Source organism: Candidatus Spongiihabitans sp. (assembly GCF_965247905.1).
Taxonomy (GTDB): domain Bacteria; phylum Pseudomonadota; class Gammaproteobacteria; order Arenicellales; family Poriferihabitantaceae; genus Spongiihabitans.
Map to the genome: position 1 here is coordinate 2,080,876 of NZ_OZ252047.1, position 15,363 is coordinate 2,096,238.

General features: G+C 51.5%; 16 protein-coding genes. 5 read left to right on the top strand and 11 right to left on the bottom strand.

Annotation, left to right across the window (positions count from 1 at the left end; translation table 11 throughout):
* Positions 1–100: 100 nt before the first annotated feature.
* From ACP158_RS10790 to ACP158_RS10805, 4 genes are read right to left on the bottom strand one after another with little or no spacing between them, the layout of a single operon-like run.
* On the bottom strand, positions 101–721 hold the full coding sequence (locus tag ACP158_RS10790) for a sarcosine oxidase subunit gamma (RefSeq protein WP_424946129.1): 621 nt from the start codon (positions 719–721) through the stop codon (positions 101–103).
* Positions 714–3,791, bottom strand: a complete 3,078-nt coding sequence (locus ACP158_RS10795; protein WP_424946130.1) for a sarcosine oxidase subunit alpha family protein — start codon at positions 3,789–3,791, stop codon at positions 714–716. The genes ACP158_RS10790 and ACP158_RS10795 overlap by 8 nt, the downstream gene beginning before the upstream one ends.
* On the bottom strand, positions 3,788–4,078 hold the full coding sequence (locus ACP158_RS10800) for a sarcosine oxidase subunit delta (RefSeq protein WP_424946131.1): 291 nt from the start codon (positions 4,076–4,078) through the stop codon (positions 3,788–3,790). Before ACP158_RS10800 ends, ACP158_RS10795 begins: the two co-directional genes overlap by 4 nt.
* 40 nt (positions 4,079–4,118) lie before the next feature.
* On the bottom strand, positions 4,119–5,372 hold the full coding sequence (locus ACP158_RS10805) for a sarcosine oxidase subunit beta family protein (protein WP_424946132.1): 1,254 nt from the start codon (positions 5,370–5,372) through the stop codon (positions 4,119–4,121).
* A gap of 130 nt (positions 5,373–5,502) precedes the next feature.
* Between ACP158_RS10805 and ACP158_RS10810 the strand changes: the two genes are divergently transcribed.
* The 5 genes from ACP158_RS10810 to ACP158_RS10830 all read left to right on the top strand — a co-directional run bounded on the left by ACP158_RS10810 (position 5,503) and on the right by ACP158_RS10830 (position 7,699).
* Positions 5,503–6,411 carry a methylenetetrahydrofolate reductase gene (locus ACP158_RS10810; protein WP_424946133.1) on the top strand — a complete coding sequence of 303 codons (909 nt, stop codon included), beginning with the start codon at positions 5,503–5,505 and terminating at the stop codon, positions 6,409–6,411.
* A gap of 50 nt (positions 6,412–6,461) precedes the next feature.
* Entirely contained in the window at positions 6,462–6,743 is a 282-nt protein-coding gene (locus ACP158_RS10815) for a nucleotidyltransferase family protein (RefSeq protein ID WP_424946134.1), read from the top strand.
* Positions 6,740–7,183: a nucleotidyltransferase substrate binding protein gene (locus ACP158_RS10820; RefSeq protein ID WP_424946135.1), complete on the top strand. Its 444-nt coding sequence runs from the start codon at positions 6,740–6,742 to the stop codon at positions 7,181–7,183. Before ACP158_RS10815 ends, ACP158_RS10820 begins: the two co-directional genes overlap by 4 nt.
* A 75-nt stretch (positions 7,184–7,258) precedes the next feature.
* Positions 7,259–7,417 (top strand): hypothetical protein, encoded by a 159-nt coding sequence (locus ACP158_RS10825; RefSeq protein ID WP_424946136.1) that lies wholly within the window; start codon positions 7,259–7,261, stop codon positions 7,415–7,417.
* 81 nt (positions 7,418–7,498) lie between these two features.
* Entirely contained in the window at positions 7,499–7,699 is a 201-nt protein-coding gene (locus tag ACP158_RS10830) for a hypothetical protein (protein WP_424946137.1), read from the top strand.
* A gap of 51 nt (positions 7,700–7,750) precedes the next feature.
* Here ACP158_RS10830 and ACP158_RS10835 read toward each other — a convergent pair whose 3' ends face one another.
* From ACP158_RS10835 to ACP158_RS10865, 7 genes are all read right to left on the bottom strand, one after another.
* Positions 7,751–7,924 (bottom strand): hypothetical protein, encoded by a 174-nt coding sequence (locus tag ACP158_RS10835; protein WP_424946138.1) that lies wholly within the window; start codon positions 7,922–7,924, stop codon positions 7,751–7,753.
* A gap of 29 nt (positions 7,925–7,953) precedes the next feature.
* Complete coding sequence (locus ACP158_RS10840) at positions 7,954–8,589, bottom strand: LutC/YkgG family protein (RefSeq protein ID WP_424946139.1); 636 nt, start codon at positions 8,587–8,589, stop codon at positions 7,954–7,956.
* Positions 8,590–8,606: 17 nt separating this feature from the next.
* Positions 8,607–10,046, bottom strand: coding sequence for a LutB/LldF family L-lactate oxidation iron-sulfur protein (locus ACP158_RS10845; protein WP_424946140.1), 1,440 nt, complete (start codon positions 10,044–10,046; stop codon positions 8,607–8,609).
* Positions 10,043–10,858, bottom strand: coding sequence for a (Fe-S)-binding protein (locus ACP158_RS10850; RefSeq protein ID WP_424946141.1), 816 nt, complete (start codon positions 10,856–10,858; stop codon positions 10,043–10,045). Before ACP158_RS10850 ends, ACP158_RS10845 begins: the two co-directional genes overlap by 4 nt.
* A gap of 29 nt (positions 10,859–10,887) precedes the next feature.
* The gene (gene pyrF, locus ACP158_RS10855; RefSeq protein WP_424946142.1) at positions 10,888–11,709 is read right to left on the bottom strand and encodes an orotidine-5'-phosphate decarboxylase; all 822 of its coding nucleotides are present in this window, start codon (positions 11,707–11,709) and stop codon (positions 10,888–10,890) included.
* 100 nt (positions 11,710–11,809) lie between these two features.
* Positions 11,810–14,335, bottom strand: coding sequence for a LysM peptidoglycan-binding domain-containing protein (locus tag ACP158_RS10860; protein WP_424946143.1), 2,526 nt, complete (start codon positions 14,333–14,335; stop codon positions 11,810–11,812).
* Complete coding sequence (locus ACP158_RS10865; RefSeq protein WP_424946144.1) at positions 14,316–15,290, bottom strand: DNA-methyltransferase; 975 nt, start codon at positions 15,288–15,290, stop codon at positions 14,316–14,318. The genes ACP158_RS10860 and ACP158_RS10865 overlap by 20 nt, the downstream gene beginning before the upstream one ends.
* Positions 15,291–15,363: the final 73 nt, after the last annotated feature.

Below are 15,363 nucleotides of genomic sequence, written 5' to 3' on the forward strand. Positions count from 1 at the left end.
TGCAGTACATAAAAACCACCCAATCGGCTCCGGCAAAACACATTCATCCTGATCAACTTTGACGCACCAGTCCGAAACCTTGAGACTCATTGAAACCTATTCATTGCCGCCGCGCTACATTTGGGGGTAATGTGACAACAATATGCTGGCAATGATCCCATAACGCTTGACCGAAACTGCGATAGACATACATGTTCGCGTGTTGCCGGTCCTGGAGATGGAGCATAATGTTGAAATGACCAAACTGCGTTGAGAAGCAAGCGTCTGGTTCGCAATTGTTCAGGTCAATCGGGCAGCCGGTATAGAGAAAATCAAGCAGGTTTTCGCCTTGCATTGCCAGGCAGGTTCTGGAATGAGAGAGATCCGTTACCGTGGCATCGGTGTCTCGCAACACAGTATTTAGCTCATCGACAAAGCCAGATAGTTCGCTATTTCGACTGGAATTTTCACAAACCAGCATCCACATGCCGGGGCCATTCCACAGCGCGGTCGCATGTTCGCGGCGATAAGCGCGGCCGGCATTAAATCGACCTGCAGCAAATTGACCGGCAGTAAATCCTGTCGATGACAACGCCAGTTGCAATGCTGATGGCTCGGTCGCGCCGTTAATCTGAACGATAATTTCCGGGCGTCGCTCGGTAATGACCAGGCCATTTACCGATATTGAAGGCGCTTGATCGGCTGCTTGCTGCAATGCGGATTTTCTTTGGATGTCAACCACGGGCGCGGTCTCCTTCAGGGTCGATAAATACGTGGTGGACGACTTTGACCGGCACATACGTATCGGTTAACGGTGATGCGGCATAGATGGTTTTCCCGATCCATTGTTCGCCTTTTTCCAGCAACCCCAATCCTATGTGCTGTTGCAGATTGGCGCTATAGTATTTCGATGACACATGGCCAAGCATTTTCACCGGCGGGGTATCTCCCAGTTTTTCAATCAGTTGGCAACCGCGTTTTATTTCTTCGCCATTTTCGGAAATCAATCCTACCAGTGTTTTGCGAGAATCGCAGACCATGCCGGGCCGATCCAACGCATGCTTGCCGATAAAATCCCCCTCGGTTTTTTGCATACGCCCAAACCCAAAATCTGCAGCCGTGGTTCGACCATCCAGCTCACCGCCGACGATGTGGCCTTTTTCAATCCGCAGCATGGACAAGGCTTCAGTGCCGTAAGGGGTGATGTCAAATTCTTCGCCCAGCCGTATCAACGCTTCCCAAACCGATAATGCGTAGTCGGACGGAACATGTATTTCGTAGGCCAACTCGCCGGAAAAAGTGATTCTGAATATTCGCACCGGATAACCCTCGATAGTGGCTTCCTGGTAACCCATAAACCCAATACTGCCATTACTGACATCACAATCATCCACGGCTTTTTCCAGCACTTTCCGTGAATCGGGTCCGGCCAGCGCCATGCCGCCCCATTGGTCGGTTATTGAGGTAATATGAACATTGAGCTGCGGCCAAACGGTCTGCGCATAAAATTCCAGATGCGACATGACCGGGCCGGCGCTGGCGGTGGTGGTGGTCATGTAGTATTCGTTTTCGCCCATTCGGGTGGTCGTGCCATCATCGGCGACATGGCCGTCTTCGCGCAGCATCAATCCATAGCGCGCCTTGCCGACCGGCAACTTCATCCATTTATTGATATACACCCGATTCAGGAACTCGGCCACATCGCGGCCGCGCAACTCGATGGTGCCCAAAGTTGAAACGTCCACAATGCCCACCTTTGCGCGTACCTGCCGAGCCTCTCGGTAAATCGCTTCCGTCATGGTTTCGTCAGGATGCCGGTAGTATTGGGCGCGTTGCCAGGCGCCGGCATTGACCATGGTCGCGCCATGGTCTATATGCCAGTCATGCATCGGCGTGCGCCGCAGCGGCATAAAATTTACGCCGGTCTCATTGCTGGCAATGGCGCCCATGCTGATGGCGGAAAACGGCGGTCGGAAAGTGGTGCTGCCCACTTCGGGGATTGAGCGGCCACTGAGCTGCGCCATCATCGCCAGGCCATTGACGTTGCTGGTGCGGCCCTGATCGGTGCCCATGCCCAGGGTGGTGTAGCGTTTGAGATGCTCGACCGATTGATAACCCTCGCGATGAGCCAGCGCGACATCGCTGCTGGTAACATCATTTTGGAAGTCAATGAATTGTTTGGCGGCGGGCTTGAATTTAGCGGGTTTGGATTTTTTGGCATTTGCGCCGGGAATTATCCAGCAGGCTTCGATAGGCCTTTCTATTGCTTGGTCACAGGTTGGCAGCGGCACAAATGCGCCGGGCACAAAACCCGCCTTCTCGGCCGCCAGCCGCCCAGCGTTTGCGCCTTCGATTAAACAATTTCGGGTCGCAAATTCTGCATTGATTGAACCGGCCATCAGTTGCGGGCGAACCGAAGTATGCGGAACGAAACAAGTTAGTTTATCGTCATAACGAAGTTTGCCTTGCGACTGCGAAAACAGGTGCACGGTTGGATTCCAGCCGCCGGAAACCGCCAGCAAATCACATTCAATAGCGCGCGACTCAGTTCCAAGTTCACCCCGATCAAGTTCCCCCCGATCAAGTTCACCCTGGCCAATTTCACCCTTTGCGTATGAATTCACCTCGACGCTGGTTAAGCATTTTCCGCCATTCGCAGTTACCACAACGGCGCCGGCGATCACTTCAACTTCATGCTGGCTGGCAATATCCAACGCCGTTTCGCCAGGCCCGGCGCGGCTATCGACGATGGCGATAATCTTGCCGCCCGTTTCAATGAGCGCGGGAATGGTGGCATAAGCGGAATCGTTGTTGGTCATGATCACCGCTTTATCGCCGCAACGGACGCCATGCTGGCGGGCGTAGCTGCGCACCGCAGAAGATAACATGACCCCGGGAAGATCATTATTTCCAAAAACAATGGGGCGCTCGATGGCACCGCTCGCAAGCACCACCTGATTGGCGCGAATCCACCAGATTCGTTGCCGCGGCGGCCCTGATTGACCCGGCTCAAGCCCGGGCAAATGATCCCCGACCCGCTCGCAGGCTAATAGTAAATTGTCATCGTAATAGCCAAACGCGGTGGTGCGGATGAGGACGCGCACATTTTCCATTTGCGCGAGTTGTTCTGTTATGGCAGCAACCCATGCCGCGGCAGATTCACCATTCAGCGTTTCCGCGCTATCGCGAAGCGCGCCGCCGAGAATGGCGTTGTCGTCGATCAATATCGTGCGCGCACCGCTCATTCCGGCGCTGAGCGCGGCGATTAATCCCGCCGCACCACCGCCAACAACCAGCACCTCGCAATGGGCGAATCGTTTCGCATATCGATCTGGATCCGGCTCGGTGGGGGCGACTCCCAGGCCAGCGATTTTCCTGATTCGATGTTCGTATTTCATCCACCAACTGGCCGGCCACATAAACGTTTTGTTATAAAATCCGGCCGGGAGAAGCGGGGACAGGAGGTTATTCAGCGCATTGACATCGAAATCAACGCTCGGCCAGCAGTTTTGGCTGGCCGCTTCCAGACCATCGAATAATTCCACCTGAGTACAGCGCATATTCGGCTCAGTACGATTGCCGGTGCGCAGTTGCACCAAGGCGTTTGGCTCTTCCACGCCGGCCGTCATTATTCCGCGAGGACGATGGTATTTGAAGCTGCGCGCCACTAACTTCACGCCGTTTGCCAGTAACGCAGAGGCCAGGGTGTCGCCTTGATAGCCGGTGTATGGTTTGCCATTGAACTTGAAATTCAGCGGCTTGGCGCGATCGATGGCGCCGCCGGACGGGGCGCGGAAGGGTTGTTGACTCATGTCGGCGTCGGCTCGGTGTCATCGGCAATTTCACCGTCAGCACTGGACGAGCCCAACATTTCGTGGGTTTGTACGTTGCGTTTGACCTTTATCCATTGTCGGCAACCGGCGCTATGCTGCCACCACTCGATATGCGCGCCGCACGGATTATCCCGAAAATAAATGTGATCCAGCCACTGCGCCTGGCTGGCAGTGGCCGGATCGGGTCGCGGTACGGTGGCATCGCCGCGATAGGTGAATTCCGTTTGCGCTCGATCGCCGCAATGCGGGCAGTTGATCAATAACATTTGATGCTCTCCTGATGATTCATGGCCTGATGACTCATGCCTAATGACTCATCGGAGACGCGCCGACCCCTTTCTCATCGATCAACCAACCTTGGTGAAATCGATCCAGAGTAAACGCGGCATTGTATTCGTGCGGCGCATCGTTAGCGATGGTGTGGGCGAAGCAGTATCCGGAGGCCGGGGTTGCCTTAAACCCGCCATAACACCATCCAGCGTTTAGATACAACCTTTGAATATCGGTCTTGCAGATAATCGGACTGCCGTCCATCGACATATCCACAAGTCCGCCCCAGGTGCGCATCAAGCGCATTCGGCTGACCGCCGGGAATAAAGTGATCACCGCCTGAATGATATGTTCGAGCACCGGAAAATTGCCGCGTTGCGCGTAGGAGTTGTAGCCATCCAGATCGCCGCCGAACACCAACTCGCCCTTGTCCGACTGACTGATATACAGGTGCGCCGCGCCGGAGGTGACCACGGTATCGAGCATCGGCTTGACCGGCTCGGTGACCATCGCCTGCAGCACATGCGACTCTATCGGCATACGCATATCCAGCATATCCATGACCCGAGTGGTATTTCCGGCAACGGCAACGCCGATTTTGCGCGCGCCGATTGCGCCGCGGGTTGTGTCGACGCCGACCACCTTGCCGCCTGCTCGTTTGAAACCCGTGACTTCGCAGTTTTCGATAATATCCACGCCGCGCGCATCGGCCGCTCGGGCATAGCCCCAGGCAACCGAGTCGTGCCGGGCGGTGCCGCCTCTGGGCTGCAGCAATCCGCCCATGATCGGGAATCGGGTTTGCGCCGAGGTGTCCAGCAATGGCACCATTTTTTTAATTTGCTTCAGATCAAGTATTTCCGCATCGATGCCATTTAAGCGCATGGCGTTGCCGCGACGATGCAGGGCGTCCATTTGGCTGTCGTCATGCGCAAGATTGAGGACCCCGCGCTGGCTGAACATCAGATTAAAATTCAAGTCCTGCGACAATCCTTCCCATAATTTCATGCCATGCTCATAGAAATGCGCGTTCGGTTCAAGCAGGTAATTGGAGCGAATAATGGTGGTATTGCGCCCGGTGTTGCCGCCGCCTATCCAGCCTTTTTCGAGCACTGCGACCTGGGTTATATTATGGTTTTTCGCGAGGTAATAGGCGGTCGCCAAGCCGTGACCGCCGCCGCCGATGATAATGACATCGTAACGCGGTTTAGGTTCTGGGCTTTTCCAGGCTTGCTGCCAATTTTTATGGCCAGTCAGGGCATTGCGCGCCAGGCTAAAAATCGAATAACGCATGGGACCGTTCACACAGATTGATTAGAATTGATGTTGAATAGTATAAGCGATTTGTGAATGAGTAAAAATATCCTATAATGATTTGTTCATGATTATCGCCACAAGCGTCTTTGGCCCCCCTTGATTATCAATGAACATGTCAACAGAACAAAATATTCAGCAATTCCTGACCGGGTTCAGCGCAGAAACCACGCCGGGCGCGGCCGCGAAAACTGCCGATTTCAGGGAACACCTCCGCCCGGGAACCATCGTGTATATTACGTTTTTGCCGGGTGCGGATTTTGACGCCACCGTCGCCGTGGCTGCGCGCTTGCGTGATGAAGGCTTTATACCGGTGCCGCATTTCGCCGCGCGCAGCATTAGCGACCAAAAGACCCTGAATGAAAACATTGCACGGGTTGTCGGTGAAGCGGGAGTGGACTGGGTGTTATGTATCGCCGGTGCGGTGGATAAACCGGTCGGGGTGTACACCGATTCCATGCAACTTCTGGATTCCGGTTTGTTCGATAAACACGGCATAAAACGCATTGCCGTGGCCGGACATCCCGAGGGCAGTCCGGATATGTCCGAGCAGGCGATCCGCGCTGCGGTTAAGTGGAAAAATGAGTTTCAAAATAAAACCGATGCGGCTATGTACCTGGTCACCCAATTTGCGTTTGAATCTGAACCGATCATCGCCTGGGACAAAATGTTGCAGCGCGATGGCAACACATTGCCCATCCATATTGGCATCCCCGGCTTGGCCACGCTAAAAACATTGTTGCTGCATGCCAAAGCCTGTGGCATCGGCGCCTCCATGAAATTTCTCACCAAGCAAGCCAAAAACGTCACCAAACTGCTGGCGGTCAAGGCCCCGGACAAACTGGTCAGAGACCTGGCGGACTACTGCGCCAACCACCCTGATTCCGGCATTACCGGCGTTCACATGTATCCATTAGGCGGATTGCGCCGCAGCGCAAAGTGGAGTTACGCGGTCACCGATGGACTGTTTACTCTGGATAATAAAGGCGGGTTCAAGGTGGATGTTGAACTGGACTGATTTTATGGCTTCAAACAAGGCCCCGGATTTTCTGATAAAATCTTTCCTATATGAGACTCACAGATCAGGAACGCGCCACCATTACCGAAACCATCATGAGTTTTGATAAGGATGCTCGACTTTATCTATTCGGCTCGCGGGTGGATGACAACCGCAAAGGTGGTGATATCGACTTATTGGTGTTAACCGACAAACTAACCTTCGCCGATAAACTGAAGATCAAAGCGCGTTTGTGGGAGCGCCTGGACGAGCAAAAAATCGACTTGTTGATTACTGATGACGAGTCTCGCCCGTTTGTGCGGATTGCGTTGGAAGATGCGATTCGGTTATGAACCAAAGAAAATTTGACCTGTTGCGCGACCAAGTGGCTCTTATGGATAAAGCCGCCAACCACTTCCGTTTTTCCTTGCAACGATGCGTGGAAATACGAGGCAAGAATAATTATAGCGCGGAAGAATTGGAACGATTTGAATCTCTTGCCAGCCGCTTTGCACGTTTGAGTGATCTGGTAATGCAAAAAATGTTCCGCCTTATCGACCAGCTGGATTTGGAAAACCAGGAAACAGTAAGAGACCGCATTAACAACGCGGAAAAAAAGGGGTTGATAAAGAACAGCGAAACCTTTGTTGAAATCAGGGAGTTGAGAAACAGCATCGCGCATGAATACGAAGAAGAAGCGATGCGGAAAATATTCAATACCGTAATCACTTACTGCCCGGATTTGTTGGATGCAGTAAAGCGCATACAACGCTATATTCGGCGCTACTATTAAGCTTTCTCGTTCAGTCGCGCCTTCGGCAATGATCAGTCCTGCCAATTGTCATAACCCATGACCCGGGAGAATTTGATGGAGAATCGGATTAACGCTGGTTTTGGTTCAAGATACTTTAAGCGGTCGATTTCGGATAGATTTCAGCAGATATTGACACCCATTTTCGTGGCGCATATTGAAGCGAAACTCACACTCTTTCAAAGGAGTCCGGCTACGCCGGACGACATATTTTAACTGGATTCCCGCCTGCGGCGAGAATGACGGGCTGGGGGGACAAGGGTGAATCGGAAGGCGATGATTTCTTTTGAGAAGACAATGGTAAATAAGTGTCACGCAAAGCGTGACACTAAAACGTGCTCTATTACCTATAATCCGTCATTGCCCGGCCCATATTATTATTATTGGCCGGGCAATCCAGTTATTAAACCGTTCGGCGTAGCCGAACTCCTTTGCGGCGAAGCCGCGCTGTTTGTGTCTGGCAAAGCCGTATGCCAAAAAGAGTCACGCTACGCGTGACAGATATTTAACTGGATTCCCGCCTTCGGCGAGAATGACGAATAAGAGTCGTCATTGCCCGGCGATGTGTTGTCTGATTTGAGTATACAATCGGCTGGTCGCTGGACGAGAGATGCCAGTGATTCGAGCGACTTTGCAAGCCTCGATATCAAGGCAAAACAGCCGTGGAATCGCCCTGAATTTATTCTCCGAAATTCGGCAACGAATGACATGCTTGTTTTTCATTTATAGAACAATTAGTTATGACCATTTCACTATACCTTAAAGTATCTTGAACCCTGGTTTTTAACGATGATGACGTGGAAGTGTCTGGGTCCGTGGGCGCCGTAAACGATGGTTTGTTCAATATCCGCGGTTTTCGAGGGGCCCGTGATAAAATTTATCGCGCGCGGCTGCGCTTTTATCACTTTCATCATGGGCCAGAACTGTTCCATAGTCGCTACCAATCGTGACTCCAGAAGCACCACAATATTAATTTCCGGCAGAAAATTAAGCGTAACTGGCGAGCGCGCGGACGACACCATGGCGATGGTTCCGGTTTCGGCGATTCCCGCAAATGCCAGGGTAATCGAAGTGCGGTCGGATTTTCGAGCCGGTCTTGGTTCAACCACCAGGTCTGCCCAATCCAACTGGGTCAACTTTGGGTCGGTTGCGATAGCGGCGCGTAATTTCGCACCTGCTTTTATCAGGTAGTGGGTCGCGGAATCAGGAACATCGCCCAAGTTTGCGAGAATTTCCCAGGTGCCATGCACCTGAACCAACATTTCGACAAATTGACCTGTTTTATTTGCTTCAATATCAAAGGGGTAATCCGGTTGTGGCAACGCAATAGAAAAATCGGGCGCCGATTCAAAATCTGATGAATCGGTTGCCGCGCGAATTTTTGACAATATGGTTTCCCGGGCGCTCATGTTTTATGGCGATGCCGGGCTTTCCGTAGTTGCTGAAAAGTGGATTGGGCCGGCGCCGGAAAATCCCGCGTCGCGGTCCACGGGCGTGCCAAGGGCAGCCATCGAAACCTTCCTCTGGCAGCCGTCGATTTAAGCGATTGTAGTCTTGTCAGGATGGCGATTAATATTCTCGTGATCTGGTTATACCGCTTGGGTCGGCTTGCCAATGAATACCAGCACCACAGACCAAACTTCTGCGTCCGTGAAGGCGCGCCCATTTGCGCCAAATCCACTCGGTGCTGCCGCAATAATGACGGCAGCGGAATTTTTACCGGACAAACCGTTTCGCAGCGCCCATTTAAAGTGCAGGCATTGGGCAAGTGCATTGCCTTTGTTTGCCCCACCAATAACGGCGTCAGCACCGCGCCCACGGGGCCCGGATAAACCCAGCCATAGGCATGACCACCGATGTTGGTGTAGACCGGGCAATGATTCAAACAGGCGCCGCAGCGGATGCAGCGAAGAATGTCCCGGTATTTGCCGTTGAGTATTTCGGCGCGACCATTGTCCAGCAACACCACATGAAATTGCTCAGGCCCGTCTAAATCATCTTCTCGTCTGGGGCCATTGAACAAGGTCGTGTACACGCTCATGCTTTGGCCGGTTGCGCTACGCCCAAGCAAGCGCAGGAATCCGCCCAGTGAAACCAGGTCGGGAATCACTTTTTCAATGCTGGCGATAATGATATGCACGTTGGGCAAAGACGCGGTTAAATCACCATTGCCTTCGTTGGTGACGATGACGGCCGAGCCGGTGTCGGCCACTAAAAAGTTTGCCCCGGTGATGCCGACATCGGCGCTGCAAAAATGATCGCGCAGGATTTGCCGCGCCTGATTGACGATATCTTCGGGCTCGGTAACCTGTTCAAGATAGCCAAGTCCGGAATGGTGCGCATGAAACAAGTCGGTGACGTTTTGTTTCGACTTGTGCACCGCGGGGGCGATAATATGGCTGGGAGATTCCCCGGCCAACTGAATAATATACTCGCCCAAGTCAGTTTCGATGACTTCGTAACCTTGGTCTTGCAACGACTGGTTGGTCACCGCTTCCTCCGAAACCATTGATTTTCCCTTGGTTATCTTCCTGGCGTTGGCAGCGGCGCAAATATTTAGAATGATTCTATTCGCTTGTTCTCCGTTCCACGCCCAATGAACCTGACTGCCGTTTTTCGTTGCGTTAGTTTCAAATTGAGTCAGGTAATAATCCAAGTGTTTTAGCGTGTGATCTTTAACCTGCTGTCCGTAGGTGCGGTAATCCTCAAAGTTTCTTAACTCGGCAACCGCTTTTTTTCGGGTATTTACAAATCCCCCCTCGGCCCGGTCAAGCGCGCAACGTAAATCATCATCAAGCAAAGCGGCTTTGGACGCCGAGTTAAAATTTTGTGATAAAACTTTCACTTGTTGATTTCCCGGCTTATTTCTTGCGCTTGACTTTGCGCGATGCCCGCTTCAGGCTCTTCATCCAGTAACCATTCAGCAAAATGAAAAACCTGAGTTGGTTTTCCGCATCGCGTTATGCGCCCGGCAATGTTCATTAAACAACCGAGGTCGCCTCCGAGCACAATATCCGCTTCAGTTTTATCGATGCTGGAAATTTTATTATCGACCAGGCGGGTAGATATTTCGGGGTATTTGACGCAAAAAGCGCCGCCAAATCCGCAGCATATTTCAGAATTATCCATCTCATCAATGCGTATCCCGGCACGCTGACTTAACAGTTTTCGCGGCTGAGAACGAATGCCCAACTCGCGCAATCCAGAGCAGGAATCGTGGTAAGTGATTTTTTTATCATCGGCAAACCGCCGCGCTTGCGGCGGCGATTTCAGCGGCATGACCTCAACCAAAAACTGAGACAACTCATAGGTTTTGTCCGCCAACTTCCGCGCGCGGCCAAACCAATTCGGATGGTCGCTGAACAGTTTTGGATAATGCACTTTAACCATGGCCGCACAGGATCCAGACGGCGCGACGACGTAATCGAACGACTCAAATTGCTCAATCAGATTTTTTGCAAGCACCCGGGTTTTTGCATCATCGCCATTATTGTATGCGGGTTGGCCGCAACAACTCTGTTGCGGCACTGAAACATGACAGCCACATTGCTCGATTAAGCGCGCCGCCGCAAATCCGACTTGCGGCCTGAATAAATCCGCCAAACAGGTGATGAATAAGCCTACATGGTGCGTGGAATTATTGTCGGAGCCGGCCATGGATGATAGGCATGCCTATGTTATTGAGGTTATGTCGATCGATATTGATTAATCTGCCGGCAAATACTTTGCGCCTGATTGGCCGCGGCGGTCGAAAAATCCGCGCCCGCGCTTGCAAATATAACCTCTCGGGATACATTGATTATCAAGCCCTTTTTTTGTTCGGTTAATCCATTTTTTAACGCGCCTTCCAGATCGCCGCCTTGCGCACCGACGCCGGGCACCAGCAGCGGCATGTCGCCGACGATTTGCCTGACTTCCTTAATCGCTTGCGGATAGGTTGCACCGACCACCAACGCGACATTGTTGTTTTTATTCCATTGCGATGCCGCCAGATGGGCAACATGTTGATAGACTGCCCGCTCGCCACTGACCAATTGCTGAAAATCACCAGAGCCGGGATTGGAGGTCCGACACAGCACGATGACGCCGTGATTTTGAAAGCGCAGAAACGGTTCAAGCGCATCGCCGCCGAGATAGGGATTCACCGTCACCGCATCGGCCTGATAGCGTTCAAACGCTTCGATGGCATACATGCGCGCACTGGAGCCAATATCACCGCGCTTCGCATCCAGAATCACCGGCATGGCGGGATATTCAGACTTGATATAGCGAATGGTTTTTTTTAACTGAAGTTCCGCACCGACTGCCGAGTAATAAGCCGCCTGAGGCTTGTAGGCGCAGGCCCATTGCGCGGTGGCATCAATGATTTCCCGGTTAAATCGATACAGCGGGTGCTTAGCGTTTTTAATGGATTTCGGCAGTCGGTCCAAGTCAGGATCAAGGCCAACGCAAAGCAGCGAATTTTGCTGCTTCCAGCTATCGGTTAATTTTTCGTAAAAGCCAGACATGCGCCTACCGGAAAATAATCGTCCCAAAAAAAAATTATCTATGGCTGGTTATCATTCATTTAATTTGTCGCTAGTCTAACCGATGAACCATGACCTGCGGTTATTTTTCCTGTAGTTTTGGCAGCAAAATTTCCTGTCCGGTTTTCAAGCTTGAGAGTTTTAAAACCGGATTGAGTCGATATAGCAGCCACACCGGAAATTCAGACTGCCTGGACAGCAACCAGATCGAGTCTCCGGATTGAACCGTATATCGATCGATTCCAGCGAGTGAATAATGCTCTTTTAATGCTTCACTCAGCACCTGATGATATTCGATGCGCTTGCGTTCAAAGGCGGTCACTTGATCTCCCGAAGTTACCGGCAGTTTCAGCACTCTGCCTAGGTGTAGCGTATGGCCGTATGATAGTTGGTTTAATTTTCTAATCGCCTTGGTCGAGCCCAGACCCAACCAGTCAGAATAGTGTCCCAGGGTTTCGTCGGCTTCAACCCGAATTCGGTAAACCGGATTCCCCGATGACCCGGTAATTGAAATACTGAGATCCGGCAACGTATCCAGTAAATTTGATAATGCGGGATACTTTACCGTCTGACTGGTGGTCACGTCATCAACTTGGCCGCCAGCTTGCCCTGTGGCCTTGGCGATTTCGAGGTCAACTTGCGCTAACTGTTGTGCGGTTTGCGTGGTGTCAGGCACCTCTAAGCCTGGGATTTTCAGTTTTTGGCCGGGGAAAATAACCGCTTTTTTATTCAAATTATTTAAGCGCCTGAGCGCGGCGCAATTCACCGAGAGGCGTGCGGCGATGAAACAGGCATAGTCGCCCTTGCGCACGATATACATGTTGTTTTCGTCCAGGCCCGCTATCTGACCGGATTGGGACATGGATCCCGGTATGGTCAGTTTTTGGCCGACATAAATGGTGGCTTTTCGACCTAGCTGATTCGCGCCAATCAATACACGGCAGCCGACATTAAATCGCCTGGCGATCTTGCACGCGGTATCTCCGCGTTTGACGCGATAAGTTTCATCGAATCGCAGTGGGATCGATTTGATAACCACCAACGTATCACTGCCTGTGCGCCCGGCCTGGGCGACTACAATTAACTTTCCAGGAATCGACAGTTTCTGCCCGATAAGAATAATCGCCCTTTTGCCAAGCCGATTAAGGTTGATTAACGCTCGGCAATTCACTTGCAACGCCCTGGCAATGCCGCAAGCGGTGTCGCCCTTGCGCACGATGTAATTGCCTGAGCCCGGCGCAACTGTTTCAGGCGCCATGGATTCCAGCCTTGCAATCGCGGTTTTATATTGGCTGCCATGACCAGGCAATTTTAATTGGTAGCCTGCTGGAATCATGCGCCAGCCATTCCATACAAATCGGGTTAGTCCCAAATTCAGCGGTTTTAACTGGGCTTCCGTTACTTTCAAAATTGATTTTATTCGCGCCAAAGAGGTTGGATGTTTTAGCACCAGGGTTTGATAATGAATTTGTTGGTCAAGATCAATGCCGCCAAAATATTTTTGCGCGTTTAAGGTAACATGCCGCGCCGCCAGAAAACTGGCGTAAAAGTTTTTTACCGCGACTTGAAATTTCGGCGATTTATAATTTTTCAGCACACTTAAATAGTCTGGTTTTATACGCGTGATCGCCCGGCGCATACCGCTTAAACCGTAGTTATAAGAGGTAATGACGAATGGATTTATTTCGTGGTGGGTGATATTGGGATCAATGGATTTTGCCAGTTTGGTTAATGAGTTTCTGGATTTAACCAGATATCTGGCGGCCGCATGGGTGGACGCTTCCGGATCCAATCTTTCATCAATAGTCGCATTTAACTCCAGTCCCAGCGTTCGCGCCGTTCTCGGCATGATTTGCCACATGCCGGCCGCCCCGGCCTTGGAATACGCGGCCGGGTTATAGGAGGATTCCACAAAAGGCAAATAACGTATTTCCAACGGCAGTTGGTATTGCTTCAATACGGTGTCAACCAGATATCGGTAGCGATTAAACCGTTGCAAGCCCTCTAAAAAACTATCCTTGACGCCGCTTTGGCAGCGAATGTTTTCTGATGCAAATCGAATTTTTCTCGCTATCTTCTTGGCTGTCGTCTTGGACTTTGGAGTTTGGAATAAGTGCGCGAGATGAATTTGCTCGCTGGATTTTAGCTCGGCCGCCGATTCAATTTTCGCGGCGACATTGTACAAGGCGGTCTTCAGTCTCTTCCGCTCTTTGCTTAATTTTCTGGACACCCGGTCGCTGCAACCTGCACCGGTGTCAACCACCGAATACACCCGCTCTGAAATATTCGGGTCGTGAAAGATCGCGACCTCCTTGCCCCAACTCTTGAAAACCTGTATCCAAAAATCGACTCTGCGGTGCAATTCTTTCGGGCATGGAAAGTTATCGCTACATTGCAATGGATGCTGGGGAAGCAAATGATGTGCATGGGCTGCCTGCCCAAGCATAGACGTGGGCCCAAGCATAGACATGAACATGGGCATGGCCGCCACGGCGGCATAACCGCCAATTGTGATTAAAACTAATCGAAAAAATTTCACAACTTGTCTTGGAAAAGACGACTTGAACGGGAAGCGGCTATTGTATTTGTCAAAATAGTTCTGTTTCATTTTTGATTCTTTGCAGCGCGATCTTTGTGTAATCAGGATCTATCTCAAAGCCGATAAATCTGCGGTTGTCCTGCATGGCGGCTACCGCCGTGGTTCCGCTACCCATAAATGGATCCAAAACCGTCTGTCCGGAAATGGTGAACAGTCTAATCAGTTGTCGCATAACCACCACCGGCTTTATCGTCATGTGTCCGAATTCGGCGCCCTTTTTGGGCTTGGGGGCTTCCAGTATGGTGCCGGGAAAACCCTTGCCCATTATCGACTGATCGGGCGACATCAGTCCAGTTTTATGCGTAAGCCAGTTATTAATAAATGTGCCTTCCTTGGGCTTTTGCGCGAGGATAATTGGCTCGAACTGCGGTTTTAACTGTGGTGTTTTCTTGCCGGAAATTTGCTTTATTATTGCGTTTTTCTCCGTTGCGCTGAGCTTCATTTTGCGAACAAAATGCGCTTGTGAAAATGCCTTTGCCTGCCCTTCGTATTTCCACGCCAGCATATCCCTGATTTCAAAACCAGCCTCATCAAAAGCGGTACCAACGGCATACGACAATCTTGCTTGGCAAAAAACGCATGCAAAACCGCCGGGCTTGAGCACGCGATAAAGTTCGGCAGCGGTCTTGAGCATAAATTCCCGAAGTCTCTTTGCCTGGTTTTTGTCAAACTTCATGCCCGCGGGCAGTCCGCCAATGACCCCGGGCTTGACCCGCTGGTTTAGTTTGGCTTTATTCCAGTCATCCCCCATTCCGTCTAAAAAATAGGGCGGGTCGGTGGCGACAAAATGAACCGAATCGGCGCGCAGACCGCCAAGCCCTTTGATGCAGTCAGCGTTGATTAAAGTGTATTCATTGCCGTCAAACCGTTCGGCGGCATGGATGATTTTATGGCGGTCAAAACCAGGCGCAATACGTTGACCGGCGGGACTTGTGCAAGTGGATTTATGCGTGCGCTGTGACATATTTCTTGACTCGATTTTTGCCGGCAATGTGGCGGCGCATTGGATGCACTAATGGGCTCAGTGTGCCGATTTG

Bases quoted from the DNA above. Each gene is read 5' to 3' on its own strand.
- ACP158_RS10795 (WP_424946130.1), bottom strand. From the start codon at position 3,791: ATGAGTCAACAACCCTTCCGCGCCCCGTCCGGCGGCGCCATCGATCGC.
- ACP158_RS10800 (WP_424946131.1), bottom strand. From the start codon at position 4,078: ATGTTATTGATCAACTGCCCGCATTGCGGCGATCGAGCGCAAACGGAA.
- ACP158_RS10805 (WP_424946132.1), bottom strand. From the start codon at position 5,372: ATGCGTTATTCGATTTTTAGCCTGGCGCGCAATGCCCTGACTGGCCAT.
- ACP158_RS10810 (WP_424946133.1), top strand. From the start codon at position 5,503: ATGAACATGTCAACAGAACAAAATATTCAGCAATTCCTGACCGGGTTC.
- ACP158_RS10815 (WP_424946134.1), top strand. From the start codon at position 6,462: ATGAGACTCACAGATCAGGAACGCGCCACCATTACCGAAACCATCATG.
- ACP158_RS10820 (WP_424946135.1), top strand. From the start codon at position 6,740: ATGAACCAAAGAAAATTTGACCTGTTGCGCGACCAAGTGGCTCTTATG.
- ACP158_RS10825 (WP_424946136.1), top strand. From the start codon at position 7,259: ATGGAGAATCGGATTAACGCTGGTTTTGGTTCAAGATACTTTAAGCGG.
- ACP158_RS10830 (WP_424946137.1), top strand. From the start codon at position 7,499: ATGGTAAATAAGTGTCACGCAAAGCGTGACACTAAAACGTGCTCTATT.
- ACP158_RS10835 (WP_424946138.1), bottom strand. From the start codon at position 7,924: ATGAAAAACAAGCATGTCATTCGTTGCCGAATTTCGGAGAATAAATTC.
- ACP158_RS10850 (WP_424946141.1), bottom strand. From the start codon at position 10,858: ATGGCCGGCTCCGACAATAATTCCACGCACCATGTAGGCTTATTCATC.
- pyrF (WP_424946142.1), bottom strand. From the start codon at position 11,709: ATGTCTGGCTTTTACGAAAAATTAACCGATAGCTGGAAGCAGCAAAAT.
- ACP158_RS10860 (WP_424946143.1), bottom strand. From the start codon at position 14,335: ATGAAACAGAACTATTTTGACAAATACAATAGCCGCTTCCCGTTCAAG.
- ACP158_RS10865 (WP_424946144.1), bottom strand. From the start codon at position 15,290: ATGTCACAGCGCACGCATAAATCCACTTGCACAAGTCCCGCCGGTCAA.